Raw genomic sequence first — 25201 nt, 5'->3', positions numbered from 1 at the left:
TGCTGGCGGATAGGGTTCATTAAGGGGGATCATGGGGTGAAGAGGGAGGCGGTTATGCACCATACCTTTCCACAAAACCATGGTCCCGCTCTGTCCCAACTTCCGGTATAATGGGGGATGAGGTGAAGTCATTATGCCGGAATTGCCGGAAGTAGAAACCGTGAAACGAACACTGAACCAATTGATTAAAGGTAAGCATATAGATCATGTATCCGTGAACCTGCCGCGGATTATCCAGCGTCCTGACGATATCGAGGCATTTGCTTTTATGTTAAAGGGCCATACCGTGGAAGGCGTGGAGCGCCGCGGGAAGTTTTTGCGGATCTTGCTGGACGGGCTGGTGCTCGTTTCGCATCTTCGGATGGAGGGGCGTTACGGGGTGTACCGAGCCGAGGAGCCGGTGGAGAAACATACCCATGTCATCTTCCATTTCTCGGACGGGACGGAGCTGCGGTACAAGGACGTGCGCCAATTCGGAACGATGCATCTATTTGCGCCGGGGGAAGAGTTCCAGCATGCTCCCCTTGCCAAGCTTGGTTATGAGCCGCTGGATGACACGTTTACGTTCGGAACCTTCAAGGAAGTCATCGGCACCAAGAAAACGAAGATCAAGGCGGTGCTTCTGAATCAGGCATATGTGGTCGGCATCGGCAATATATATGTTGATGAGGCCTTGTTCCGGGCCAAGATTCATCCGGAGCGGAACGCGAACAGCCTGAAGGATGCCGAACTTAAGCGATTGTATCATGCGATCGTGGATACGTTGTCCGAAGCCGTCGACGCGGGCGGATCTTCCATCAAGTCCTATGTCAACGGGCAGGGCGAGATGGGGATGTTCCAGAACAGCCATCAGATTTACGGTCGGAAGGACAAGCCGTGCCATGCGTGCGGCGGCCCGATTCATAAGATCGTGGTCGGCGGACGGGGGACCCATTACTGCCCGAAGTGTCAGCCGGTCAAGAAGTAATTGAATAGGCGTGCACCCATTCCTGCTCCCCCACATATAATGTGGAACATATGTGGAGCGCATCGGCAGCTCTTCTTCATGAATGAGCAGCTTGATGTGGAGCTTTGGAGGAGGGAAAAGGGTGCTCAGTCATATTTTCTCGTCTGCCCTGCTGGCCATGGCGTTAAGCTTGGACGGATTTGGGGCAGGGGTTACATACGGTCTGCGCAAAACAAGGATACCGCTGCTGTCTGTATTGATCATCTCGCTGTGTTCCGGTTTGGTGCTTGGCGTCTCCATGCAGGCAGGCGCGCTGCTGCAGCGGTTCTTATCCCCGTCTGCGGCATCCGTGATCGGAGCTGCCATTTTGATACTGCTGGGCCTATGGTCTTTATATCAGCAGGTTCGGAGAAGCAGCGAGCCTGAAGTGCAGCCGGCATCCGCCGTGGATTCTTCCGCATCGCTTACGGAAACGCCGGGAGCCATTCATCAAGGGACACCGCGTCGTGAAGTTACCACGGCAGGCCAAGAGCAGCTTCAGCGAGCGGTATTCTCCCTTGAAATACCGAAGATCGGCGTCGTCATTCAAATTCTCCGCAGCCCGACGAAAGCGGATCTGGACGACTCCGGCAGCATCTCACCATGGGAGGCGATGTGGCTGGGGATCGCGCTGTCGCTCGATGCGTTCGGAGCAGGGCTCGGCGCAGCGATGCTGGGTTTCTCGCCGCTAGGCACCGCAGCCGTGGTTTCCTTGTTCAGCGGGATATTTCTGGTGCTGGGCATGCGGGTCGGCCTCCGTTTTGCGGCCAAGGGAGGCATGCGTTTTATCTCGTATTTGCCTGCTTTTTTATTAGTTGTCATGGGTATAATGAAGCTGTTATGAGGTGAAGTCATGAATATCGGTTTAACCGGAGGAATTGCAACAGGCAAAAGCACCGTGTCCTCCATGTTGGCCATGAAGGGAGCGCTTCTCGTCGATGCGGATATCATCGCCCGGGAAGTGATGCTCCCGGGTCATCCGGTGCTGGGTAAAGTGACCGAACATTTTGGACAAGCGATCCTGTTTGAAGACGGTACGTTGAATCGAAAGAAGCTCGGGGAGATGATTTTCCGTCATCCGGAGCAGAGAGCGGCATTGAATGAGATTACGCATCCGGCAATCCGGCAGGAAATACGGGAACGGACGGAGGCGTATGAACGGCAGCATCCCGACCGGCTCGTGGTAGCGGATATTCCATTGCTGCTGGAGGCAAGGGAAGCCTATCCTTATCTGAAGCAGATCGCTGTTGTCTATGTCCCGCGCGAGCTGCAGCTTGCGCGTTTGATGGAGCGGGACGCTCTTACCCGGGAAGCGGCAGAGGCGCGTCTTAGCAGCCAGATGGACATTGAGGAGAAGAAGCTTCGAGCGGATATCCTGATCGATAACAGCGGCACGTTGGCCGAAACGCAGCAGCAGGTGGACAACCTGTGGAACAGGTTGGTTCAGTTATGAAGTGGCTTCGTAAAAAAAGGGTGCTGCTCCTGCTGTTCGTTTCTTTTGTAGCGCTGCTGTTCCTAAGTTCCAATTGGATGACCCTGCTGTATCCGATCCATTATAAGGATGAGATCCGCAAACATGCCGCTTATTATGAGGTCGATCCGTTTCTGGTGGCCTCGATCATCCGGGTGGAAACGAATTTCAAGCCGGGCAAGGAATCCAAGAAGGGGGCGCTGGGCATTATGCAGCTGATGCCGGATACGGCGAACTGGGCGATGGAAATGGCCAAGCTCCCGTCGGTGAACCTGCTGAGCGTAAAGAATGAAGTGGATGCGAACATCCAGCTGGGCACCTGGTACATTCAGAATCTGCACAAGGAAATGGACGGCAATCCGATTGCCGCCATCGCCGCTTATAACGCGGGCCCGGGGAACGTCAAGAATTGGATCAACAAGGGCATGTGGGACGGAACCTATGAGAACGTGAAGAGTATACCGATCGGGGAAACCCGGCATTATGTACAGCGCGTGATTTATTATTATAATCAATATACGGATGTGTATAAGGGCGGCTTCTAAAGAAAAAAAGAGCGCTGGACAGGCTCTTACTTCGAGCCGCCAACACTCCTTTTTTAAGGAAGAATCAATTATTGACCGGAGAATTGACCAGCCAATTGTTGCTCGGCCAGGGTTACAAGACGCTTTGTGATGTATCCCCCGATCGAACCGTTCTCATAGGAAGTCATGTTACCTTGGTATCCGTCTTGTGGAATGGAGATACCAAGTTCTTGAGCTACCTCGTACTTCAGTTGCTCAAGAGCAGCGTTTGCGCGAGGAACAACCAGGTTGTTGGAGTTGTTGTTGCTTTGTGCCATGTTAAGTTCACCTCCTTGGGTTGGTAAAAGTATTATGTCTCGGGTCTCGCATTTTCATAACATAAAAGACAAAAGTTTTGCTGGTAAATTTTTCTGACGCCCATTAAGGGCGAATCACGCTGAATACAAAGGAAGTGAAGACAACTTATGAAGTGTCCATATTGCAGTTATGCCGGAACGAAAGTGCTGGATTCCAGGCCTGCCAACGAGAATAAATCCATCCGCCGCCGCAGGGAATGCGAGCAGTGCAGCAAGAGATTCACAACCTTTGAAATGGTGGAGGAAACGCCGCTGATCGTCGTGAAAAAGGACGGAAGCCGCGAAGAGTTCAGCCGGGAGAAGGTGCTCCGCGGTTTGATAAGGGCATGCGAGAAGCGTCCGGTATCCGTGGACCAGCTGGATATGATCGTATCGGATGTCGAGAAGGCGCTGCGCAATACCGCGGCGGCGGAAGTGGAGAGCCGCCAGATCGGGGAGCTTCTGATGGAACGGTTATATCCGGTCGACGAGGTGGCTTACGTTCGGTTTGCGTCCGTATACCGGCAGTTCAAGGATATCAATATGTTCATGAAGGAACTGAAAAGCCTGCTGTCCAAGGATACGGACGTGCAGGAGCTGTAAGAGCGCTACGGTTCTTAAACGACCCTGGTGCTCTTCCGGCGCTCTCATGGCGCCAAATTCTCAACATCGATAAGTGACATTATATAGAGAAGGAAAAAAGGCACTGCGCATTATCAAAAAAGTTCTGAAAAAGTGTTGACATGCCTGCTGATTTTTTATATGATATAGAAGTCGCTTACGGGGCCTTAGCTCAGCTGGGAGAGCGCATCGCTGGCAGCGATGAGGTCAGGGGTTCGATCCCCCTAGGCTCCATACGAAGAGAAACCCTTGAGAAATCAAGGGTTTTTTTTGTTTTTATAATAACTTTTTAATACTTCCCAGAAAATTAAATTATTACATGAGCGTAAAAAAAGGAAGTACAACGCATCGTTGATTGTTCTTACTTTATTGTATCGCCTGTAACAGAAGTAGGGGCGGCATCTGTCGCTTGATTTGCCTTAAATCCGGAAGAGAGCAGCAAGACCAAAAATCCACCGGCGACGCCCCACAAAATCAAGGCGTTTGAGTGAGCGGCGTCCAGTCCGCCGAAGTACATGACTTCCCGTAGCCCTCCTGCCGCGAAGCGCAGTGGCGTCCACGAATAGATCCAATCTCGCGTCGTCTGCGACAAGAACTCCGGAGCCATGTTCAGGAGCGGCACCGAGAAGAACATCAGCAGTACGAGCAGCGGTATTGCACGGAATCCGATCCAATTCAGCAAGGAAGATTGCAACAAGAAGAACGCCGATCCAGCCAACCATAAGAACAACCACGTCTCCCCCGCGTTCGCCAGTTCCATGCCGTACCACGACGAAGCCATCCATATGGTGAAGCATGAGGCTATGCCGACGATCGCAAGCCCCCCGATAGCTTGCAGCGCGCTGACTGTCCATCTCCTTGAACCCGCGGCGACCGCCTTCTGGCTAGCCAGGAGCAAGACGACTCCGGTCACCATGCTGCCGATCCATATAATCTGGGTAAACAAGCCCGGCGCATTTCCCGCCGCATTATTCACTCCCGGTGGATGCACGACTTCCTCCTGAACGTTCACCGGTGTCATTAAAGCTTTAGCCGTCTCAATGGGAATTTGTCCCGTTTGCTGTCCGATCTGCCCAAGCAGCTGCTGCAACAGTTCCCCATTGATCATGTTCATCGCTTGCCCCATTGCCTGTCTTACGACCATCGAGGCTTGGGTGTTCATACCCTCGTTGGAGATGATTCTCACATTAGGGTGAATCGGCGAGTGAGTCGCTAACGAGAGTAAACCGCTGCTCAGATTCGCAGGAATCACCATCGCTCCGTAATATTCGCGTTTATCCAGTCCATCCCGAGCCTTTTCCTCGGAATCCACGACATGCCAGACAAACGGCATTGCCGGGCTCGACAGCAACTTTTCCCGGATCATTTCCCCTACCGCAAACGTTTCTCCAGTCGGCAGCTCCGTCGGCTGGTCAAGGATAACGAGGGCCGCCGGGACCTCCTTTGGCTTCGATCCAAGCACCGATCCCATCATCGCTAACCCGAATACGGTCAACACGATCAGGACGAGCACCATGCCCAGCCACATCATTTTTTGTGTCAGCATTTTCATGATCCACTACTCCTTGTTCTTTATAATGAACATATGGTTGATTATCAACGGCAATTTTCATTTGTGAAGGGCAACCATATAATATGGCTGCATCACACGATCACTTCATGGCAATGAACAAAAAGAGCGTTGCTGCAGCAACGCTTCTGTATCTTTTTGATTACAAAATTGATTGCTCAAGTACATTCGTGAATCGCAAGACATCACCGCACTTACATTTCGGCGATGCCTTGCGATTTAGCCACACAAATTTCAAAATCTACTGTTCGAATTTTTTCGTTTTTCTGCCGGCAGTATGGCCTCGATTACGTCCCAATGCTCAGCGATCTTTCCATCCTCTACGCGGAACAGATCGTAGAAAGCGGTATGTTGACCATCAAACAGACCTTCACTCATTGTAAGGACAAAATCGCCTTGTCCGATTACTTGGTGGACATGAGTATATTGAAACTCAATATTTCTCTCCTTCAGAGCCTGCAAAGCAGCGTGAAGACCGGAAAGGCCGTCTGCAATATGCGGACTATGCTGAATGTAGTGATCTCCATCAAAGTAAGAGGCCAGCAGGTCAGGGTTCTTCCCGAGCAAGATGTTCTCAACATAGCTTTTGACAAATGCTTTGTTGGCATCCGTCTTGTCGATATCCTTAATCGTAACCGGTCCGTCAATCATCGTATGATTGCTTGGTGTCTTCTCCACCATCTCTTGCAAATTGTCCCAATGCTCGACGATTAGTCCATTCTCAAAACGGAAGAGATCAAATACGATTTTAGGGCCGTGAAAATGATATACAGAATGAAGAGCCACATAATTTCCGTCGACTAAAGTACGCTTAATGCTTACCTTAGTACCCATTTCCTTTAAATGATCAAGTGCGCCAAGCATGGATTCACGACCATCGAGTAAGGCCTGGTTATGCTGAATATATTGATCTGGATGAACGTAAGCCGTAATCGCTTCGGGGTTGCCGCTCTCAAAACTTTCCAGTACGGCGACTGCCTTACGAACAAGCTCATTCTGATGATTGGATGTCATTGGAATATCCTCCTTGGGAATTTTTTTGGTCATTAGATAAATAATGAACAAGACGTTGTTTATTTATCTGTTGCTCATTATAATAGAGGCTAATATAACGCTCAATATTCAATATTTTTAGTTATGATGGATAACAGACAACTCATAAAACTTTGTCGCTTAACGACCTAAATAAATTTAGGGGGAACGAAAACAATGAACAAGAAAACCGACCTAAGAATACTGCGCACGAAACAATCGATTCGAAAGGCGTTTTATGAGCTTATTCAGGAAAAGGGATATGAATCGATAACGATCCAGGATATTGCCGATCGGGCTATGATCAATCGAAACACATTTTATCTCCACTACCAAAACAAGCCTGATTTATTAGATACATGTATGAATGAATTGTTGAGCGAATTAAAGGATGCGGTCATTCTTTGTCCCATCAGCATGAATCCTTTCAGTATTTCTCTACTCGAGACAGTCATGCAAACTGTACTGGAGCATATTTCTCTAAATTTGACCTTTTATCATTCCATGTTAATAGATGAGAATAGAATCTATCAGTTTCAAGCGAAAATGGAAAATATCATCAAAGATAAATTAATTGAGGGGTGGAAACCTGCTCAGGGAAACTCCCCATTAGCGATATCCAAGGAATTGCTGATCGAATACCTCGGATCGTCTTTCATGGGGATTGTAATTTGGTGGATTAAAAACGATAAACCCCTTCCTGCAGATGAAGTTTCATCTCAGTTTAGCAGAATCGTTGCCTACGGGCATTTAAGGGCTGCCGGCATCGCCGTCGAGGATTATAATTAGCGAAGTAGAAGGAGCAGGATTCAGATATGCCCTTTACATTTGAATGACATGGTGCTAAACTTGATTTCGATAGTTATAGAACTGCAGAAGATATGCGGGGAGGTGGATACAGTGGGAGAAAATCAAGAAGCTATGGGGCAAGCGGTTAAAGTGTATAAAGCTTTGGGGGAACCAACCCGGCTGAAGATCGCTTTACTGCTCGCGAAAGAGAGCAATTTATGCTTCACCGCGGTCGGTGAAAGGCTTGAATCGGTTGCAGGCTCGACGCTATCGCATCATTTAAAGCAATTGACGGACTCTGGCTTGATTGATTCTCGCAAGAATGGATCGTTTATTCACTATAACGTCAATCGAGAAGTAGCGGAAAAATTTGCGCCCTTTTTGTTGGCGTAATTTTTTTCGAAATCATTTCTATATATTTAGAACAGTAGAAATGGTGGGACTCTTTGCTAATCATCCCTATTCCATATTAAGAAGGAGAGAATAACTATGAGCGGTCAAACGAATACGATGGAGATTGGAATGAGCACCTTCCTCCATGCTAATCCCGGAAATGGCGGTGTCTCGCATGCCGAGAGGCTGCGCCAAGCGATCGAAGAAATCCAATTGGCAGATCAGGTAGGCCTTGATGTTTATGCCATCGGCGAGCATCATCGCATCGAATACACTAGCTCGTCGCCAGCCGTCATTCTGGCAGCAGCTGCCGCTACAACGAAGCGGATCCGCCTCTCGAGCGCAGTGACGGTGCTATCTTCGGACGATCCGGTGCGGGTATATCAGGACTTTGCAACGCTGGATGGTCTGTCGAACGGGCGAGCGGAGATCATGGCCGGACGGGGTTCGTTCATCGAATCGTTCCCGCTATTCGGCTATGACCTGAAAGATTACGAGGAATTGTATGAAGAGAAACTGGAGCTGCTGCTGAAGATTCGCGCTTCCGAAAAGGTGACCTGGCGCGGCGGTCATCGCCCGGCGATTGACAACATGGGCGTCTACCCGCGTGCACAGCAGGACCCGTTACCTGTCTGGATTGGTACGGGGGGGAGCCCGGAATCGGCTGTTCGCGCTGGTTTGCTGGGACTTCCGGTTGTCTTCTCTATCCTGGGCGGTGAGCCGCGGAGATTCGCACCCTTGGTGGAGCTCTATAAAGAAGCCGCCGTGAAAGCCGGTCACGATCCGAATAAGCTGCAAATTGCTACGCATTCGCATGGCTTTATTTCGGATACGACACAAGAGGCAGCTAAGCGGTATTACCCCGTTATGGCCGCCCAAATGAACCACATTGGACGGGAACGAGGCTGGCCTCCTTATACACAGGACTCGTACGATGCAGCCCGCAGCCTTCAAGGCGCTCTTTATGTTGGAGATCCCGAATATGTCGCAGAGAAGATCGTGCTGCTGCATAAGAACCTAGGCTTGACTCGATTCATGATGTATAACGATTTTAGTTCATTGCCGCATCGTGACTTGCTGCGGACGATTGAGCTTCTCGGCACCAAAGTAGCGCCGATTGTTCGTAAGGAGCTCGCCCGTCAGACGTAAGGCCATAACGCTTAAACAGAGTACGAACGCTTGGAACAAGGAGGCTTGATTGAGCCGAGAAATGAAGTCGGCAATTAAGCATTATTTTTCAACTATGACTTCTATAGATTTAGATCTGTTGAAATGAAAAGAGGAGAGAAACATATGGGAAACTCATGGAAAATTTATATTCTGGCCATTGTCAGCTTTTTAGTCGGAACTTCGGAATTCGTGATTGCCGGCATTTTGGACATGCTTGCAAGCGATATTGGAGTGTCGGTAGCGGCGGCCGGACAGTTGATTACGGTCTACTCGCTTGCTTATGCCATCGGCACCCCGATTCTCATTGCACTCACGGCAAAAATGGATCGGAGAAAGCTTATGCTGTCGGCTTTGGGATTGTTTTTCGTAGGGAACTTGATCACTGTCACAACTACAGGCTACGGCATGCTGCTTGGAGCAAGAATTATTTTGGCGATCAGCACGGGGGTATTTATGGTCGTCGCCATGACGGTTGCCGCCAAAATGTCTCATCCTGGAAAACAGGGCAGCGCTATCGCCACGGTTTTAGTGGGCTTTAACCTCGCACTTATTCTAGGGGTCCCGCTTGGGAGGATCATTGCGGGCTCACATGATTGGAAAATCATCTTTACGGGAGTCGGGGCCCTAAGCTTGGTCGCGATGGTGGTCCTTTTGCTGACGATTCCGAAATCGGAAGGAGAGGCTCCCGTTCCTATTCGGGAACAGCTTGCCTTGTTGAAAAGTCCCCGAATCGCTGTCGCGCTTTCCATCAGTTTTTTCTGGATATTGGGCTATACGATGCTGTACACCTATATAACGCCGTTTCTTCTGGACATTACGGGGATGAGCGAAGGGATGATAAACGTCGGGTTGTTTGCGTTTGGGCTGGCCAGTCTCATAGGCTCCCAAGTTGGCGGCTACGGTGCAGATAAATGGGGTATCCCCCGTACGATGATTGGGGGCCTGCTCTTTCACTCCGGAATATTATTGTTACTGACTGCGTTCTCCCACTCGTCCATGTTCGTGTTGCCTTTGCTTATGTTATGGTCCTTTTTTGCTTGGTCGATGGGGCCGGTTCAACAAGTTTATTTAATCGGCATGGCTCCTCAGGCTTCGGGGATCATCCTAAGTTTGAACAATTCTATCGTGCAGTTGGGAATGGCCGTAGGGGCTGTAATTGGGGGTATCGTTGTAGAAAGCATCTCTCTTGCAGCAGTTGGTTGGTTTGGCGGAGTTGGCGTCGCAATGGCACTCATCCCGGCTATTATTTCTTTATCCATGCGTCGCCGATCTGCAATAGCGGAACGAAACGAAGCGTAACCGGCAATGCGGAAGTTTGAAAACAAGGCTTCTATTTAAGTTGAACAAATGATATCAGAGAAGGAGGGAGCTTCGCGATGCGCTCAATCTCGACGATTCAAGCTGGTTGGCAGCCCGGAAAGATCTGGAGGAGGGTGCCAATCCATTAGGTCGCATCGAATCTTAGCAAGAACCAAAAAGGCGTGATCAAGCGAATCAAAGAAAGGGCCATCCCGCAAAAGGATGGCCCTAAATCTAAAGCCAAAGGGAGCCGTGATATAAAGCGCTCCCTTTGGCTAATCGTAAGTCCTCCATCTTTTTCTTGTGGGCCTCGATTACAGCGCAGGCTTTTTACCTCTTGGCAGAGGATATTTTCAGTGTATCGCCTTCTGTTTTCCTTGTTCTCTGTCCCTGCATAGTGGCTAGAACTACGCCGGAAATAATGAGAACAGATCCTGCCACTTGCGTTAAGGAAATCGGGGTGCCGAGCGTGATATAACCTAAAATCATGGCGACAAACGGTTGTAAATTCAGAAACAGGGAGGCTTTAGCCGCCCCTACCTTGCGAATCTGCGCATTCCAGATTACGGCGCATAAGCCCTGAATAAGCAGCGCCGAACCGACCAAGAGAACCCACCACCAAAAGTGAGGCTGTAATTGTACGTTAGGCTCGCTCCAGACCGCCACCGGGTATACCGAGATGCAGCCGAGTACGGTGGTATACACCGTTGCGACAAACGCATCCATACGTTCCGTCAGCTTTTTCATGAGGATCATAGATCCCGACAATGCCAACATACAGATAAACATGATCCAGACGCCTTCGGTAATGGCTGTGCTCATCCTTCCGCCAGTTCCAACCACGAAGAAGACACCGGTGAGGGCGACAATCGAGCCTGCAACCATGCGTTTCGTTAACGGCTCTTTCAAAAATAAGTGGGCAAATAGCGCCGTAAAAATTGGAGCTAACGATAAGATGAGCGAAGCTGTGGTTGCGTCCGTTGTCCGGAGACCTGTAAAGAAAGAAACTTGGTGAAGCAGCATCCCGATTAGAACGAAGGGGACCAAATAAACGAAGTCGCGGAACGTAATCTTCGCCAAGCCACGAGTTGCAACCAAATAAATAAGCAGGAACGCCGATGAAACCAGAAGCCGGTATGCCGACAGATGCAAGGCGGGGAATGCTTCCAGCAGCAGCGAGCCTAAGACGAAGTTGCTCCCGTAAAGGGCTGCGCAAAACAAGAGAAGCAAATAAGTTCGCAAGCAGATGCGCCTTCTTTCACAGAAATAAAGGATAATAGAGCGGATTTAATTGCGTTTGACTGCGATAAGCTCTATTTCAATCTTGGCGTCTCTTGGAAGTTTAGACACTTCTACGGTTGTTCTGGCAGGGTGATGATCGCAGAAATATTGGCTGTACACTTCATTCATCTGCTGAAAATGCTCTAAATCCGTCATGAAAACGGATGTTTTTACAACGTCTGCTAAAGATAATCCAGCTTCAGCTAAGACGGCTTGCAGGTTCTTTACTATTTGATGGGTTTGGTCAACGATGCCTTCTTTCAAATTTCCTTCGGCATCAATCGGAAGCATGCCCGACGTATACACGGTATTTCCTAAAGCGATGGCCTGCGAATAAGGGCCGATAGCTGCGGGTGCTTGTGTTGTTGTAATAGCGATATGGCTCATCGTATTTAATTCCTCTCCGTCTCTTGGATAAATGGGTGAAGAAAAAGGCCCGAGGCGACAGTCCGGGCCTCTCATTAGGCAAGCAATATAATCTTAGAGTCCGACTGTGCAGCGGCAGCTTTACTTCGCCGGGGCGTATGCTTCATCCAAGAAACCGCGAATGGCTTGAAAAGCCTGAAGTCTGTTTTTCTCCAGCAATACCATGTGCGTCCCTTCACCGATTTCCACCCAGCGGCGGTAGGCGGCTCCTGTCAGGGAAGTGAAGAAATTCTGCGCCAATTCAAGAGGGACATCGATATCCCACTCGGCATGGACAAGAAGGACGGGAACCGTGACATCCTTAGGATCATAGAAAGCTTTGCCAGCCGTCCAGTATTCGCGGATATCCAGGATAGGGCCGTTGGTCGCCCGGATATGCTCGGGATGATCGGTTAAGCTCCCCGGATCCGAAGCAAGAGTGGCTTCGACCCATTGTTCAAACCAGCCGTCCGGAATCAGATCACCGCGTTTATGCTCTGGCGCCGCGCTAAGCCAGCGTTCCTTCGTGTTGCCGGCAGCAACAAGGCGATACGAACCGAGCGGGCCTCCGGTATCGATCGGAACCGGTTTGGAGCTTAGCCATTGCGGTGCAACAAGCGTAAGCTTGTTTACTTTCTCGTTGTTTTGGCTGGTATAAGCTCCCGCAACGGTTCCCCCCCAAGACATTCCCAGTATGTTGACCTTCGTCAAATTCCGGCGTTTCAGAACGTAGTCCACGGCTGTACCAAAATCCCGGACACCTGTCTCCGTGCGGACAAGCGGCGGATTAAGGTCGGCAGGCTGCTCCATCTCAGGCGGTCTTGTCGAGCCGCCGTAGCCGCGAACGTCCACGGCGTATACGTCATAGCCATGGCTGGCAAGGTAGTCCAGAAAAGTGAAGCCGTCCAGCTCCACATCGTACAGACTGCCAATTGAATAGGTAGCGCCATGAACCATTACGATTGTTTTTTCGTTAGAGAAGGTATTCATGGAAGCGGGACGTTTATTTCGTACATAAAGCTCGATTCCCGGCGTATCGCTCGGGATATGCAGGTCTTCGGTCACGATAGGGTTATTTTTAAGAAAATCATGGGTTGTCATAAGCTCAGCGCCTTCCGTATTGGATTTTGTTATCAGGCTGTATTAAATAAAGTTCCACTTATACTTGCCCCCGCTGCGAGTCACGTACCCCGCCGCACTTCCGGGGAAATGCGTACTGAAATAAATGACCGGGCGATCCGTGATGAGCTCCAGCACCCTGAGCCGTGAAACACGCGCTTGATCGGAAAATTCGCAGTACATGGAATTCCATTCCGGATTATAGACCTGAAACGGATGATGCATCACATCGGCGCCGAATAAAGCTTCTTCTTCGCCGGATTTAAGACGGATAGACATTTGGCCGATGCTGTGGCCGGGTGTCGGAATGAATGTGAATAGATCAAGGAATTCCCCGCCCTCAGGGCCAATGGTCTGCGTTAAGCCGGCTTCAACAACAGGCAATACGCTTTCTTCGTAAACGTTAAAGTTTGCTTCGTTTGCCTCATTGTGGCTGGCCTCGCTGGAGTAATATTGCTGCTCTGCGAGGGGAAATACGTATTTGGCATTGGGGAAGGTCGGTACCCATTTTCCATCCACAAGCTTTGTATTCCAGCCGACGTGGTCCACATGCAGATGCGTCAGCAGAACGTAGTCCACTTCCTCCGGTGTAACCCCAGCCTCTTTTAGCCGCTCGAGATAGGGGAGCTGGAGATTGGCGAGATCGGGATTTAAAGGCAAGTTTTTATCGTTTCCTGTAGCCGTATCGATAAGGATCGTATGCTTCGGGGTTTTCACCACCCACGTTCCAATGCTGACGATAAGCTGAGAATTGCCATCGATCAGGCCAGCCGGAAGAGAGTTCCGATTCTCCTCCAGGAACAGCGGGTTCCACGATCCCGGAAAATATACTTCCGGCGGAATACCGTCAAGCATCATCTCCGTGACACGCGTCACGGTAACATCACCGACTCGATAGACCTTGGGAATATTAGCGGTCATTCTTTTAACTCCTTTCGTCCTTCTGCATATCTCTTTAATCCGGATAACAAGGTGCATCAATGTGTTTCGTTTCTTATTATCCATGAGAATTTCGCTGTAAATGAAAATAATTCTGTTGAAATGAACGGTGCTCAGATACCCGGGTAAGATTCGTTCGTCAACCTTAATTAAATGGTAGTCCAATAATGGCGCCAAATCAACGTTTTTACACCGTAATTCCGCCATAGTGAAAGGGCTTGATATTGCTCATGTTTACGCCTATTATAAAGTTATAAATTTCGCCGACAGCGAAATCGCATCGAAACTTTAGGAGGCTTGCATATGAATTCGATCGGCGAAGCCATTCGAAGCACGCGAAAAAAACAGAAATTAACGCTCAAGAAGGTAGCTCAAGCAGCCTCTGTATCCTTATCTTTTCTTAGTGAAATTGAACGCGATAAGGCGAATCCGTCCATCAGTGTTCTGAAGCGCATAGCGAATGCATTAAACGTGAATTTTACCGATTTGTTCGGCGAGGAGAAACGAAGCATTGTCGTTAGGAAAAACGAGCGCAAACCTTTGGTGCATTCCGAAGGTTCCCGTATTACCTGGTACGCGCTCAGTCAAGGAAGCAGCAACCGAATGGGACCGATATGGGGAGTGTTGGAAGAAGGAGCGGCTTACGGCGACATCGGCGTCGGCCATAGCGATGGCGAGGAATTTCTATTTGTCCACTCCGGGCGTTTGGAGTTTATGCTGGGCAATGAACGTTACACGCTCGAAGAAGGGGACAGCATCTATTATGATGCCAGAATCCCCCATAGTTATAAGAATATTTGGGAAGGCGAAACGCTGCTAATAGCGGTTGCTACTCCGCCTACTTTTTGACGGAACGGAATTGGAGGTACATCTGTACGAACCGCAGAGGATCATTTATAAAAAAACAGCGGAAGGGACCCCCTTTAGTATTTTTCGCCGATGGCCACGTTAAGCTGAGCCGTATCATGCGCTGGCCTTGAAGATTCGAATATCCAGCCGACTGAACCGTCATCTTTCTTTATACTGACATTCCTGCAATGGGATACGGCATCGAAAATGAACTGGCGGTGCGTTTCCACTAGAGCTGTCCTCAAAACCAAGATAGCCATAACGTAGAGGAATTATGGAATCAAGTTTTATCTCAGCCTGAGAATAAGAACTTGATTCCATTGATATAATGGACGGTACTTGTTTTCAATCATAAACAGACCTTGCCGTAGCTGGGTAAGGGGGAGGCATTACACACCTCAAACGAATTACTTATCCGTAATGTTTCCGCACCAGCGAGTGATTCCTTCATTTATGGTTTGCATTGGATTCGGATCGGATAGAGAAATCGCCCAGGCAATATGTCCATCCGGCCGAATCAGCGCCGTGTGGACGTCGTTCCAATCCGCGTCAGCCTCAGCCAAAGAGGCATGTACAACTTGAAGGTTGCTATACGTTTCCCATTGACCGCTATGCTGCTCATTAGAATGGAAATGCAACAGAAGAAAAGTACCTTTGTGCAGGAGCGGATAGGCGTTCATCAATCGTCCATCTTTCAGCTTTAAGCTGAGATCCTTGAACCGTTTCCCGTTTAAAGGATGGGAAGGCGCTTCGGCGTCGGGTGCATAATGTACATCCATGGCGGAAATCTGTGCAGCGATTTGATAATTAGCCTCCGGTATTTGAATCAGATCAGACAGCATGCTTCGCAGTTCCGTGATGGGAGGAGTCACGTCCAGAAGCAGGGTTTGGACCTCGGTATTCCGGAGCAAGGCCGTATTCCATGGGAAACGTTCGGCATGATAACTGTCCAATAGCCAGTCCGGAGCCCAGCCTTTGATTGCTCCTGCAAGCTTCCAACCTAAGTTCATCGCTTCTTGTAAGCCGACGTTCATTCCCTGTCCACCAGCGGGAAAATGAATGTGCGCCGAATCTCCGGCCAAGAACAATCGACCATTCCGATAGCGTCCCGCTTGCCGCGTAGCATTTCCGAAACGGGACATCCATTTCACATCGTTCAATCCCAAGTCGCTTCCGGTCGTACGGATGAGCGATGAACGAAACTCTTCCAATGTAACGGTCTCATCCTTAGAGATGTTACGTCTCTCCATATCGATCATCAAGACTCGATAGATATGATCATTGATTGGCATGATGCTGACCAATCCTTTTTCTGTAATCCGGGATATGACACTCATAGGAGCCAAATCAGACAGAACGGCATCCCCCAGAATCGCCGTGAAGGTCGCATTTGTACCTTCAAATGATATATTTGCCTGTTTGCGAACCAAACTTCTAGCTCCATCCGTGCCTACCACATAAGCCGATCTTAACGTTGTTTCGCCACGAGGTCCCGCGATCTTAACGTCAACCCTTTCCTCATCCTGGTGCACAGATAGAGCCTCAACCTCTCTCCAGACCTCTGCGCCAAGGCTAAGCGCCCAATCCTCCAGCACCTTCTCCGTCTCACTCTGCGGTAAAAAGAGGGTGTGATTGGAAGAGGAATCCAACACCGAGAAATCCAAAGGGGTATCTAATCCGGCAAAATGTCCTCTCGAAAGTAAGCGGCCTAGACTGATTAATTGTGATTTCAATCCACGCATATCTAATATTTCAAGGGTTCGCGGATGTACGGTAAGCGCACGTGAATATGGAGTTGTCTCTTTTAATCGCTCAATGACGCAGACCTTTACGCCGGCTAATGCCAATTCCCCAGCCAACATCATGCCGACAGGACCGCCACCGATAAGGATGACTTCATATTTCATATCAATAACCTCTTTTCTTAAACATTATGGGAAGATCACGATAGCGTCTATTTCGATAAGCCATTCAGGATCGGCTAGTGCTTGAACGCCTATATAGGTACTTGCTGTTTTCGGCCAGTTAGGGCCAAACACCTGAAATCCTGCGTCAAAAATAATCGAAATCAATTCCGGGTTGTGGTTTACCACAAAAATATTCATTTTTACAATGTACAATGGATCCGCTCGCACGGCTTCCAATGCATACTTAAGATTGGTGAACACTTGAATCGCTTGCGCGTAATAGTCCCCTGAACCGACCAATGCTCCTGTTTCATCTACAGAAACCTGACCTGAGATGAAGGCCAGTTTGGAGGCAGTAGTTACCACGACATGAGAAATGACAGATGTAACCTTATCCGTCAATGTCTTCGGATTCACGATTTCCATAGGCAGGTATGCTCCATTTCCATATTTATACATCTTCTCTTGAAAAGTGGATAAGTGTTTCCAGCAACCTCCTTCATCCATTATTGTTTCGTTAGAACCTTTTTTATTGCTTGTTAAAACAAGTGTGATAAAAATTATATATAATTTTTGTTTCATATGAAACAATCTTATTGTAATTGTTTGCTCATTATCCTGTCAACTCATATCAATATAAGTATGACCGTTTGTTTCCCAGAGAACAATCTGTGATATAATAAAACAAATAAGTCGAGGAGCCAGCATAATCATGGATACTGCCAGTAAGAACAAAACCGCCATTCATGAATTTTTCGTTCAGTTTCTTGAGCAAAAAGAGCAATATGAAACTCGAATAACTGCCACATACCTGGAGGATATCCGGAAGCACATTGAATCGGAATTCAGCTTGAATATGACGGAACTGCACACCATTGCGTGCATCGGAGAGCAGGAGCCGATCAATCTCACTTCCATCGCGGAGAGAATAAATTTAAGTAAAGGAAATACCTCCAAGATCGCAAATAAACTACTAAAGGCAGGTTGGGTGCGAAAAGCCCAGTTCAACGACAACAAAAAGGAAGTGTATTTTCGGCTAACGCCTGTCGGCAAAAAGCTGTTTGCCACTCATGATGAGCTTCATGCGAAGGAAAAGCAAAGAATGTACGAATTTTTGGAAAGATATAACGAAAGCGAGCTCGAATTTATTAAACGGCTGTTTGGAGATATGGTTGACTTCTATCGCAATAATTAAAGCTCGATGCGGGCTTTTTTATACACGAGTTGTAATCAGCGAAGTTACAACTGTGGCGGTTACAACAAATCAAATATTGGAGGTAAATCGGAAGAGCGTTCCCGACATTCGAGCGGTATGCGACTTTTCGAGGTGGCGGATGATGTCCTGGATACCTGTGGTGCTCCCGGAGATGCCATGCTTCAGCATGACAAGTGTCGGGAACATTAAGCAAACGGGTAATCCATAACGACGATTCCTTCAACAAACGGGCCAATGGATTGCAATAATCCTTGATGCAGGGGGTGCTGAATATACTCCCGGCAAGCCTGTTGATTCTCGAAAGTGACTCTGATTCCCAGCGTAAACCCCTGCATATGCTCTATTTCCTCCGTAACGTTAATCCCTGCGCTAAGTTCCACGATCCCCGGAATGTTCCCTTTAAAGTCATGTGCGCGCTTTATTGCACTTTCTTTTACTTCAATAGAAACATCGGGCTTGAATTTCAATAGCACGATATGCTCAAACATCTTACTCCCTCCAAGGTTTCCGTTTATTTTTGACTTTGGAGCTGCTTCAATTGGGAGAGCTCCTTCATCCATTTCACGAAATTGTCGGTTACAAGATCAAGGTACTGAATGGTAGGTTCATCAGTCAGCTCACCCTTCTCGTTAAACTTCTCATGAACAAGACCAATGTACACTTCATTTCCAGGCAACAGCGGCGAGGAAATACCGGATGCGAACAGAATGTCACGCAGATGGCCCTGCGCTTTGACCGATCCCAACAATCCCATGGAAGATCCGGCGATCCATGAGGGCTTCCCGATCATGACTCGATCCACGCGGGATAACCAGTCGATCGCGTTCACCATGACGCCGGGAATGGTCGAATTATATTCCGGAGTGATCCACAACACCGCGTCGGCAGCAGCGACTTGCGCCTTAAAATCGATAACCGGCTGCGGCGGAATAGACTCGATATCCTGATCGTAAAAGGGGAGACCCCGAATGCTCAGCACATCCAATTGAAAAAGATGCTGATAACGGTTTTGAATATAACGGGCTAACTTCTGGTTGTATGAATCTTTGCGAATGCTTCCGACTATGGCGGCTATTTTCATTTTCATCACCTCAATGATAGGGTCTGAATGGAGTTGAGCAGGTGGGGCCGATCATCACTGTCTATCCATTCTTGCTATTCCTCCTAAGGAGGACATAAACTAGTCTAAATGGACTCGAAGAGCCTAGGAAGAGATCTAGTTATCGTAGGATTGGGAATCCTACGTTCATAATAGGTAGGAGGTATGGAGAACATGGCCAACAGATTGGACCGTTATGAGGAATTGTCCCGTTTTTTGCGTTCACGCCGTGAACGAATAACCCCAGAGCAAGCAGGGGTGCCGGATTCCGGACGCAGACGAACACCCGGACTTCGCCGCAGCGAGGTAGCTCTGCTGGCAGACGTGGGATTGGATTGGTTTACCTATTTGGAACAAGGGCGTCATATCAACGTATCCGCTGAGGTCCTTGATCGAATAGCGAAGGTGCTTCGGTTAGATGAGTCGGAACGCAAGCATCTGTACCATCTTGCCCGTAAACAATTTCCCTTGACCGGTACGAAGCAACCCTCTAAGGTAACGCCGGAGCTTCAACGTTTTTTGGATAGCCAGAACCTTTCCCCTGCGAATGTCATGGATGCGCGCATGAACATCATTGCCTGGAATGATGCCTACTGCGCAATAAATGGGAATCTCGCGGTTATGTCGGAAAGGGAGCGTAATTTGGTATGGATGACCTTTACTTCTCCCCGTTTCCGCTATCTAAAGGGAGACCAATGGGAACTGCATGCCAGGCGAATCGTTGCTAATTTTCATGCCGGGTATGCTCGTCACATCGACGATCCTTGGTGGTCCGAGCAGTTCGAGGCGCTTTCACAGGCTAGCAGGGAGTTTCGAGCATTTTGGGATTCCCACGAGGTTCTCGATGCTATGGATGCTCCTAAGACGCTGCATTGTCCGAATCTCGGGATCTTGAATTTTGATCTGGTTTCATTTCATTACTTGAACGATTCTAATTTGACCGTTTCCATTCATGTTCCTCATCCAGATGGCACGGTGGATAAGATGCAGCAACTGCTTATCGATTATCAGAGCCAGCATTCAGAGCAGCTCGAATCTTCTTCAAGAGTTTAGTATAGGAAGGCAATCAGAAGTCTTATTCGGCATGAATCAAGACGAGCGGATGTCTAATCATTTCGCTCTATGGTGAAACGGAGAACTGTATCGCAAATAACGGCAAGTAATAAATATGCTCCTCTGAGTAGCCGGTTTAATAAATAAACCGGCTACTTCAGAGGAGCATATCAGTTTCCGTGGATGTCGAATTCTTTGGTGTCCTTTAAAATGGTTTTACCACATCATCTGAATCAGTGGAGTAAGCCAGCTCTTTCTGTGCTTCCAGAGCGGCGAGTCTGTCCAGCAGGGCTGCCCGGATTTGCTCATAGGCGTCACTGCCCAACGCCATACGTATCGGACCCTCTCCCTGGTCGACTCGGCGGATAATCTGCTGCGCCATTTTATCCGGATCGCCGACAACCATTTGATTGAACATGCTCATATCTATACCAGGCAGTTCTCCCTTCATCAGTCTAACGAATTGGCCCGCCTCCGTATCCCGGTATTCGTCCATCCGCTCGCCGAATACGGCGTTGCTTGTAATGAAATTCGTTCGGATTCCGCCGGGCTCCACCATAGTGGTCTTAATATTGAACGGAGCCACTTCCTTAGCTAGCGCTTCAAAGGCGCCTTCGACCGCCCATTTCGAAGAGCAATACAGTCCCATACCCGGAATAGAATAATGACCCGCCATACTCGAAATCTGTACCATGTGACCGCCGCCCTGCTTACGGAAAAAGGGCAGGACTGCACGCGCTGCACGCAGGGAGCCAAGCACATTGGTCATAAACTGATGCTCAATTTGCCTGTCGCTTGCTTCTTCCACTGCGCCATACAAGCCATAGGCTGCATTATTGACAAACACATCGATCGTGCCCAGTTCTAAAAATGCACGTTCCACCACTTCAGCAATTTGCCGAGAGTTTGTCAGATCTAAATTAGCCTGCCAAAGCCCAGAGCCATACTGTGCCTGCAGATCATCCAGCACCCCCGGCTTGCGTACCGTTGCAGCTACACGGTCCCCCCTATCAAGCAACCGGCGAGTTATACGTGAGGCCAAGCCTCCTGACGCTCCTGTAATGAACCATGTTTGCATGCTAAATACCCTCCAATCGTTGTCTTCCACTGAATCATACAAGCAACTGGAGGATGCTAGCCACAGCACGTCTATTCTATTAACGGGAGTAACAGTCTACGGTAGCTGCCTGTCCTGCTCAAGTAAACGCAATAATCTCTCCTCCGTGCCTGAACCGGGCACCGGAACAAAGAAACACCAGTGCAGTCCCGGGTCATTATCGATTACAGCCGCGGAATGGAGCTCGAACTCCATCTCCTGTGCGTCAGGAACACGGAATAAAGCGGTGGCTACGCGTTTTTGTTTGATTTCATATAGCTCCCAGAAATGTACGAACTCCACGCTTTCCCGCATCAAGCGCTCAAACCGTTCCATATATGACGGGTTGTTCTTGTAAAGATCGAAGCCTGCCCGCAGAACGGCTACAGAATAACGGGCAGCGCCTTCCCAATTCACCAGTCTGCTGCGGTAATCCGGCTTTAAAAACATAATGTCCATCATATTCCGTTCGTTGTCCGGCAGACTGCCGAAATCGGCTACGATGAGTTCAGCCGCCCGATTCCAGGCGATAACATCCGTACCTTCGTCTGTGATAAAAGAAGGATAATGCAGTTGATTTACGATTTTCTGCAGAACTCCCGTGTCCGGCCCACCGTTATTTGGCACTGTGACGACGCTCGCCACATCTACATTGGCCAGATCGAATAGATGCTTCTGCTCGTCTTCGTCAAGCTGAAGCGCTTTGCTGATACTTAGCAGCACTTCCGGCGAAGGATTAACCTCCTTGCCTTGCTCCAGCCAGGCATAGTAAGTCACGCTTATATTGGCAAGATAAGAGACTTCTTCTCTTCGAAGTCCCGGAGTGCGTCTTCGTCCGGGCAGCGGCTGAATCCCGGCCTCTGAAGGCTGCAACCGTTCTCTGCGCGATTTAAGGAAGTCACCCAATGCGGATGAGGAACGATTCATTTTCAAGTGGGTCACCTCTATTTACTCATATGGAAGATACATATCGCTATTAACCAAATAGACCAAAAGCACTCTATACATGATTATTATAGTCTCTGTTGAATGCCGTTTCTACAAAAGAGAACCATAACGAGAGTACTATGAAGATAATTTATGTCAGAGAAGTGCTAAATAGGAGGTCTTTTTCTTGAACAAGTATCAAAGCGAATGCCCCGCGTCAACTGGCCGAACATATATCCGAACTGGGCTTTTCGGTCGATATATCCTCATCAACAACGCAGGCGTGGGCACATATGGCCGTTTCGAGGAAATAGACACGGAGCGCGAGCAAGAAGAGATTATGCTGAACACGGCTGCGCTAGTCGATCTTACGCATTCGTTGCTGCCCGATATGCTGAGGCGAGAGAACGGAGTCATCGTTAACGTGGCTTCGATAGCCGTGTTTATGCCTTGTGCTTATTCTACCGTTCACGGGGCTACAAAAGCATTTGTATTGTCCTTCTCTGAGGTGTTATGGGCGGAAACGCGCGGGCGAGGCGTTCGAGTGCTCGCACTGTGCCCGGGTGCAACCGAGACGGGGTTTTTCGATGCGGTCGTAAGCGAGGAAATGGGGGCGGGCCAAAATCTCTCCCTTTCTACATCCACGTGGATGCGAAATGAAAGTCGGTTACATTAATTCTCTTGTAGTAATGCTTTTAATCCTGCCGTATTTATTACATTCCATGGTGTGTTTAATTCTGGCTGAAAGAAGAAGTCGGCATAGGCCAATTGTTCTAATGTGCATCCGGTTTGAATCGCAAGGGAGACCGTATTGATATTAGCAGTCAAATCAACTTTAGACATGATTTGTCCCCCTAAAATCTCTAAAGTTGTTGGATCGTAAACCAGTTTGAACATAACGGTCGTCTCCGGAGAAAACAGGGCTGTCCCTTGTTCCAAGTAGACGGATTTTATTTCAATTCCAAGCTTTTTTGCCGTTTTATCATTCAAACCAGCTGTAGCGAAGTAATAATCGAAAATATGCGCACCTGAAGAGCCTTGTACGCCAGGAAGCGGGTGAATGGCTTCGTATAAGTTTTTTACTGCATAATGTGCTTGACGACGCGCGTTGGTTCCTAATGAAACATTCATCCGCATTTTACCGGGATTGTACCAAACCGTTGTTGCATCCCCAATGGCGAAAACATCGGGATCACTTGTACGCATGTATTCATCTGTTTTAATTCTGCCATCCGGCAATAATTCCACTGCGCCTCGCAACCATTCCGTGTTGGGACGATTGCCGGCAGACAAGATGGCCAGGTCAGCTGAATAGGTCCCTTTTTTAGTTACAACCTTGATGACTTTATCATTTTCATCACCGACAAATTCGATGATCGAGTTGCCCAGTGCCAAATCGACATCGCGATCTTTCATTTCTTTTTCAAGTACATCCGTAAATTCTTGATCTAAATAGGAGCTTAAAGGACGATCGTTGATGTCCATTAACGTAACCTTTTTCCCTGATTCGGCAAATAATGAAGCTGCACCAGTCCCAATGTATCCTGCGCCAACAATAACAACGTTCTTGATATCTGGATCTGCAGCGTGTTTTCTCATATTGAATATGTCTTGTCGACTGCTCATCGTACCGATGTTTTTTAAATGATGTCCAGGGACAGGAAGAATAAATGGCTTTGCACCAGGACTTATAATTAACTTGTCATAATCCTCCTTTCGCGTCTCCCCTGTCGCATGATTGAATATTTCCACTTGATGTTTGCCAGGTTCTACTTTAGTTATTTCAGTGTTGCCGAAGATGGATACTCCTTGTTGTTGAATGGATTCAAGATCCTTGGCTGAAATGGAGGAGAAGTCTCCTTTGTCATACCATTGAACGTTCGCATTCTTACACATCAATCGTAACGCTTCAACCGCTTCAGTACCCCCGTGCGATGCTCCTAAAACAATAACTTTCATGATTACCTCTCCTTTAAATACATAACTGTATCTTATTTTATAATTAGGATACATCAGTGTATCTTAAAAAGTCAATTAGATACATAAGTGAATCTTATTTATTTAAGATACAGTTTGCTGTATAATGAACGTACAAGGAGAGAAAGAGTGATGACGGAATCAAATAAAAGCCGCCGCCGCGGCGACCAATTACAAAACGATATTTATGCAGCAACGTATCGTCTGCTGGAGACGGAAGGGTACAGCGCGATTAATTTTGCGCGTATTGCTCGTGAGGCGAATACCAGTCGTTCGGTGGTTTATCGTTATTGGGATACTCCGTTTGATTTAGTGTTTGCAGCTGTCCAACAACGGATGCAACAATCGGAAGAGAAATTCAAGAATTTGGATTTTGACGAAGGCAGTCTCCGTGATTATTTAGTATCTGTTGGTCAGCATTTTATTTTGGAGTCCGACCAAGGACCGTTTAGATTATTTAAAATGCTGTTTTCCGAGATGATTAACCAGCAGGAGCGAGAACGGACAAGCCAGATGTTGGCCGAAGCAACGGCTTCCAATATTAAGATTATGGATTACGTTCTTCAACAGGCCGTACAGCGGGGAGAAATCACAAAGCTCCCACCTAAAGCGACCAAACTCATTCTTTTTGAGCAAATTCGTTATACGTTTTTGCTTGAAAATGGATGGGTGTCGCATCAGAAATTGGAAGAGATTGTTGATCATGTGGTGTTGCCGGCAATTTTATATTTTTCGAAACCGTGAATACTCATCTGAAGCATGAAGAGGTTAAACTTAACGGGGACTAGAACTCAATAAATACAACACGACGAGGTTACAGTGGATCGATCGGCGACCTCGCTCTGCTTATGGGCAGGATAACTTGATCTAGTTGCTGTTGCCTCACTTTGAGGTGAGATAAATCATTCGGTTTGAAAAAAAGTCGAGTCTGTGCTATTATCAGAAAAATCCAAACATAGCGAAGAAGAGAAGGCTATGCAATAGCGTTTATGTCCAGAGAGCGGAGGGTTTGCTGAAACCTCCGTCGTAACGCATGTATAGTGTCGTCTCGGAGCTGTTGACCGAACGCGGAAGGCGTGATTACACGCCCGCAAGTAGGATCAACCGGCCTGGCATCCGTTAACATGCTGCAGGTAAAGCATCG

General features: G+C 48.3%; 28 protein-coding genes and 1 tRNA gene. 15 read left to right on the top strand and 14 right to left on the bottom strand.

Going from position 1 to position 25201, the window contains the following annotated elements:
- Positions 1-133 precede the first annotated feature (133 nt).
- The 4 genes from mutM to RB297_RS24650 all read left to right on the top strand — a co-directional run bounded on the left by mutM (position 134) and on the right by RB297_RS24650 (position 3001).
- Positions 134-967, top strand: a complete 834-nt coding sequence (gene mutM, locus RB297_RS24665; protein WP_015736973.1) for a DNA-formamidopyrimidine glycosylase — start codon at positions 134-136, stop codon at positions 965-967.
- Between the two features lie 121 nt (positions 968-1088).
- Positions 1089-1829: an MntP/YtaF family protein gene (locus RB297_RS24660; protein ID WP_340968317.1), complete on the top strand. Its 741-nt coding sequence runs from the start codon at positions 1089-1091 to the stop codon at positions 1827-1829.
- A 9-nt stretch (positions 1830-1838) separates the two neighbouring features.
- The gene (coaE, locus tag RB297_RS24655; protein ID WP_375121704.1) at positions 1839-2438 is read left to right on the top strand and encodes a dephospho-CoA kinase; all 600 of its coding nucleotides are present in this window, start codon (positions 1839-1841) and stop codon (positions 2436-2438) included.
- Positions 2435-3001 (top strand): lytic transglycosylase domain-containing protein, encoded by a 567-nt coding sequence (locus tag RB297_RS24650; RefSeq protein WP_015736970.1) that lies wholly within the window; start codon positions 2435-2437, stop codon positions 2999-3001. Before coaE ends, RB297_RS24650 begins: the two co-directional genes overlap by 4 nt.
- 68 nt (positions 3002-3069) lie before the next feature.
- Here RB297_RS24650 and RB297_RS24645 read toward each other — a convergent pair whose 3' ends face one another.
- On the bottom strand, positions 3070-3297 hold the full coding sequence (locus tag RB297_RS24645; RefSeq protein ID WP_053492022.1) for an alpha/beta-type small acid-soluble spore protein: 228 nt from the start codon (positions 3295-3297) through the stop codon (positions 3070-3072).
- Between the two features lie 147 nt (positions 3298-3444).
- Here RB297_RS24645 and nrdR point away from each other — a divergent pair, with 147 nt between their 5' ends.
- Together nrdR and RB297_RS24635 are read left to right on the top strand one after the other, a co-directional pair.
- Complete coding sequence (nrdR, locus tag RB297_RS24640) at positions 3445-3918, top strand: transcriptional regulator NrdR (protein WP_006212015.1); 474 nt, start codon at positions 3445-3447, stop codon at positions 3916-3918.
- 179 nt (positions 3919-4097) lie between these two features.
- Positions 4098-4170, top strand: a tRNA-Ala gene (locus tag RB297_RS24635).
- A 127-nt stretch (positions 4171-4297) separates the two neighbouring features.
- Here RB297_RS24635 and RB297_RS24630 read toward each other — a convergent pair.
- On the bottom strand, positions 4298-5488 hold the full coding sequence (locus RB297_RS24630) for a YhgE/Pip domain-containing protein (RefSeq protein WP_096776302.1): 1191 nt from the start codon (positions 5486-5488) through the stop codon (positions 4298-4300).
- A 252-nt stretch (positions 5489-5740) separates the two neighbouring features.
- On the bottom strand, positions 5741-6520 hold the full coding sequence (locus RB297_RS24625) for a nuclear transport factor 2 family protein (RefSeq protein WP_096776301.1): 780 nt from the start codon (positions 6518-6520) through the stop codon (positions 5741-5743).
- Between the two features lie 195 nt (positions 6521-6715).
- On the opposite strand from RB297_RS24625, the gene RB297_RS24620 reads away from it, so the two are divergent.
- From RB297_RS24620 to RB297_RS24605, 4 genes are all read left to right on the top strand, one after another.
- Positions 6716-7327 (top strand): TetR/AcrR family transcriptional regulator, encoded by a 612-nt coding sequence (locus RB297_RS24620; RefSeq protein WP_096776300.1) that lies wholly within the window; start codon positions 6716-6718, stop codon positions 7325-7327.
- A gap of 111 nt (positions 7328-7438) precedes the next feature.
- Complete coding sequence (locus tag RB297_RS24615; protein ID WP_096776696.1) at positions 7439-7720, top strand: ArsR/SmtB family transcription factor; 282 nt, start codon at positions 7439-7441, stop codon at positions 7718-7720.
- 96 nt (positions 7721-7816) lie between these two features.
- Positions 7817-8869, top strand: coding sequence for an LLM class flavin-dependent oxidoreductase (locus RB297_RS24610; protein ID WP_096776299.1), 1053 nt, complete (start codon positions 7817-7819; stop codon positions 8867-8869).
- A gap of 144 nt (positions 8870-9013) precedes the next feature.
- Complete coding sequence (locus RB297_RS24605; protein ID WP_375121703.1) at positions 9014-10189, top strand: MFS transporter; 1176 nt, start codon at positions 9014-9016, stop codon at positions 10187-10189.
- 330 nt (positions 10190-10519) lie between these two features.
- Here RB297_RS24605 and RB297_RS24600 read toward each other — a convergent pair whose 3' ends face one another.
- From RB297_RS24600 to RB297_RS24585, 4 genes are all read right to left on the bottom strand, one after another.
- Positions 10520-11431: a DMT family transporter gene (locus RB297_RS24600; protein ID WP_375121702.1), complete on the bottom strand. Its 912-nt coding sequence runs from the start codon at positions 11429-11431 to the stop codon at positions 10520-10522.
- Positions 11432-11476: 45 nt separating this feature from the next.
- On the bottom strand, positions 11477-11857 hold the full coding sequence (locus tag RB297_RS24595; protein WP_213579536.1) for a RidA family protein: 381 nt from the start codon (positions 11855-11857) through the stop codon (positions 11477-11479).
- A 120-nt stretch (positions 11858-11977) separates the two neighbouring features.
- Entirely contained in the window at positions 11978-12976 is a 999-nt protein-coding gene (locus RB297_RS24590) for an alpha/beta hydrolase (RefSeq protein WP_375121701.1), read from the bottom strand.
- Between the two features lie 42 nt (positions 12977-13018).
- Complete coding sequence (locus tag RB297_RS24585; protein WP_096776294.1) at positions 13019-13915, bottom strand: MBL fold metallo-hydrolase; 897 nt, start codon at positions 13913-13915, stop codon at positions 13019-13021.
- A 321-nt stretch (positions 13916-14236) separates the two neighbouring features.
- Between RB297_RS24585 and RB297_RS24580 the strand changes: the two genes are divergently transcribed.
- Positions 14237-14782 (top strand): helix-turn-helix domain-containing protein, encoded by a 546-nt coding sequence (locus RB297_RS24580; protein ID WP_096776293.1) that lies wholly within the window; start codon positions 14237-14239, stop codon positions 14780-14782.
- Between the two features lie 407 nt (positions 14783-15189).
- Here RB297_RS24580 and RB297_RS24575 read toward each other — a convergent pair whose 3' ends face one another.
- Both RB297_RS24575 and RB297_RS24570 read right to left on the bottom strand, forming a co-directional pair.
- Positions 15190-16689 (bottom strand): monooxygenase, encoded by a 1500-nt coding sequence (locus RB297_RS24575; RefSeq protein ID WP_375121700.1) that lies wholly within the window; start codon positions 16687-16689, stop codon positions 15190-15192.
- Positions 16690-16713: 24 nt separating this feature from the next.
- Entirely contained in the window at positions 16714-17271 is a 558-nt protein-coding gene (locus tag RB297_RS24570) for a RidA family protein (RefSeq protein WP_375121699.1), read from the bottom strand.
- Positions 17272-17401: 130 nt separating this feature from the next.
- Between RB297_RS24570 and RB297_RS24565 the strand changes: the two genes are divergently transcribed.
- A complete protein-coding gene (locus tag RB297_RS24565; protein WP_375121698.1) occupies positions 17402-17884 on the top strand; it encodes a MarR family transcriptional regulator in 483 nt (160 codons plus the stop codon).
- Between the two features lie 206 nt (positions 17885-18090).
- Here the strand turns inward: RB297_RS24565 and RB297_RS24560 are convergent, their stop codons facing one another.
- Both RB297_RS24560 and RB297_RS24555 read right to left on the bottom strand, forming a co-directional pair.
- On the bottom strand, positions 18091-18393 hold the full coding sequence (locus RB297_RS24560) for a Dabb family protein (protein WP_375121697.1): 303 nt from the start codon (positions 18391-18393) through the stop codon (positions 18091-18093).
- Between the two features lie 23 nt (positions 18394-18416).
- Complete coding sequence (locus tag RB297_RS24555; RefSeq protein WP_096776287.1) at positions 18417-18986, bottom strand: NADPH-dependent FMN reductase; 570 nt, start codon at positions 18984-18986, stop codon at positions 18417-18419.
- A gap of 192 nt (positions 18987-19178) precedes the next feature.
- Between RB297_RS24555 and RB297_RS24550 the strand changes: the two genes are divergently transcribed.
- A complete protein-coding gene (locus RB297_RS24550; RefSeq protein ID WP_375121696.1) occupies positions 19179-20057 on the top strand; it encodes a helix-turn-helix transcriptional regulator in 879 nt (292 codons plus the stop codon).
- Positions 20058-20262: 205 nt separating this feature from the next.
- Here RB297_RS24550 and RB297_RS24545 read toward each other — a convergent pair whose 3' ends face one another.
- On the bottom strand, positions 20263-21135 hold the full coding sequence (locus RB297_RS24545; protein ID WP_375121695.1) for an SDR family oxidoreductase: 873 nt from the start codon (positions 21133-21135) through the stop codon (positions 20263-20265).
- A gap of 96 nt (positions 21136-21231) precedes the next feature.
- On the bottom strand, positions 21232-22080 hold the full coding sequence (locus RB297_RS24540; RefSeq protein WP_375121767.1) for a helix-turn-helix domain-containing protein: 849 nt from the start codon (positions 22078-22080) through the stop codon (positions 21232-21234).
- Positions 22081-22267: 187 nt separating this feature from the next.
- On the opposite strand from RB297_RS24540, the gene RB297_RS24535 reads away from it, so the two are divergent.
- Positions 22268-22756, top strand: a complete 489-nt coding sequence (locus tag RB297_RS24535) for an SDR family NAD(P)-dependent oxidoreductase (protein ID WP_375121694.1) — start codon at positions 22268-22270, stop codon at positions 22754-22756.
- On the opposite strand, the gene RB297_RS24530 is transcribed toward RB297_RS24535, so the two are convergent.
- Positions 22753-24039, bottom strand: coding sequence for an FAD-dependent oxidoreductase (locus tag RB297_RS24530; protein WP_375121693.1), 1287 nt, complete (start codon positions 24037-24039; stop codon positions 22753-22755). The genes RB297_RS24535 and RB297_RS24530 overlap by 4 nt on opposite strands.
- A gap of 150 nt (positions 24040-24189) precedes the next feature.
- Between RB297_RS24530 and RB297_RS24525 the strand changes: the two genes are divergently transcribed.
- A complete protein-coding gene (locus RB297_RS24525) occupies positions 24190-24801 on the top strand; it encodes a TetR/AcrR family transcriptional regulator (RefSeq protein ID WP_096776282.1) in 612 nt (203 codons plus the stop codon).
- Positions 24802-25201: the final 400 nt, after the last annotated feature.

Source organism: Paenibacillus sp. CR_12 (assembly GCF_041953985.1).
GTDB lineage: Bacteria > Bacillota > Bacilli > Paenibacillales > Paenibacillaceae > Paenibacillus_AQ > Paenibacillus_AQ lautus_A.
Note: the sequence above shows the minus strand (reverse complement) of the source record. Positions and strands in the feature narration are given on the sequence as shown.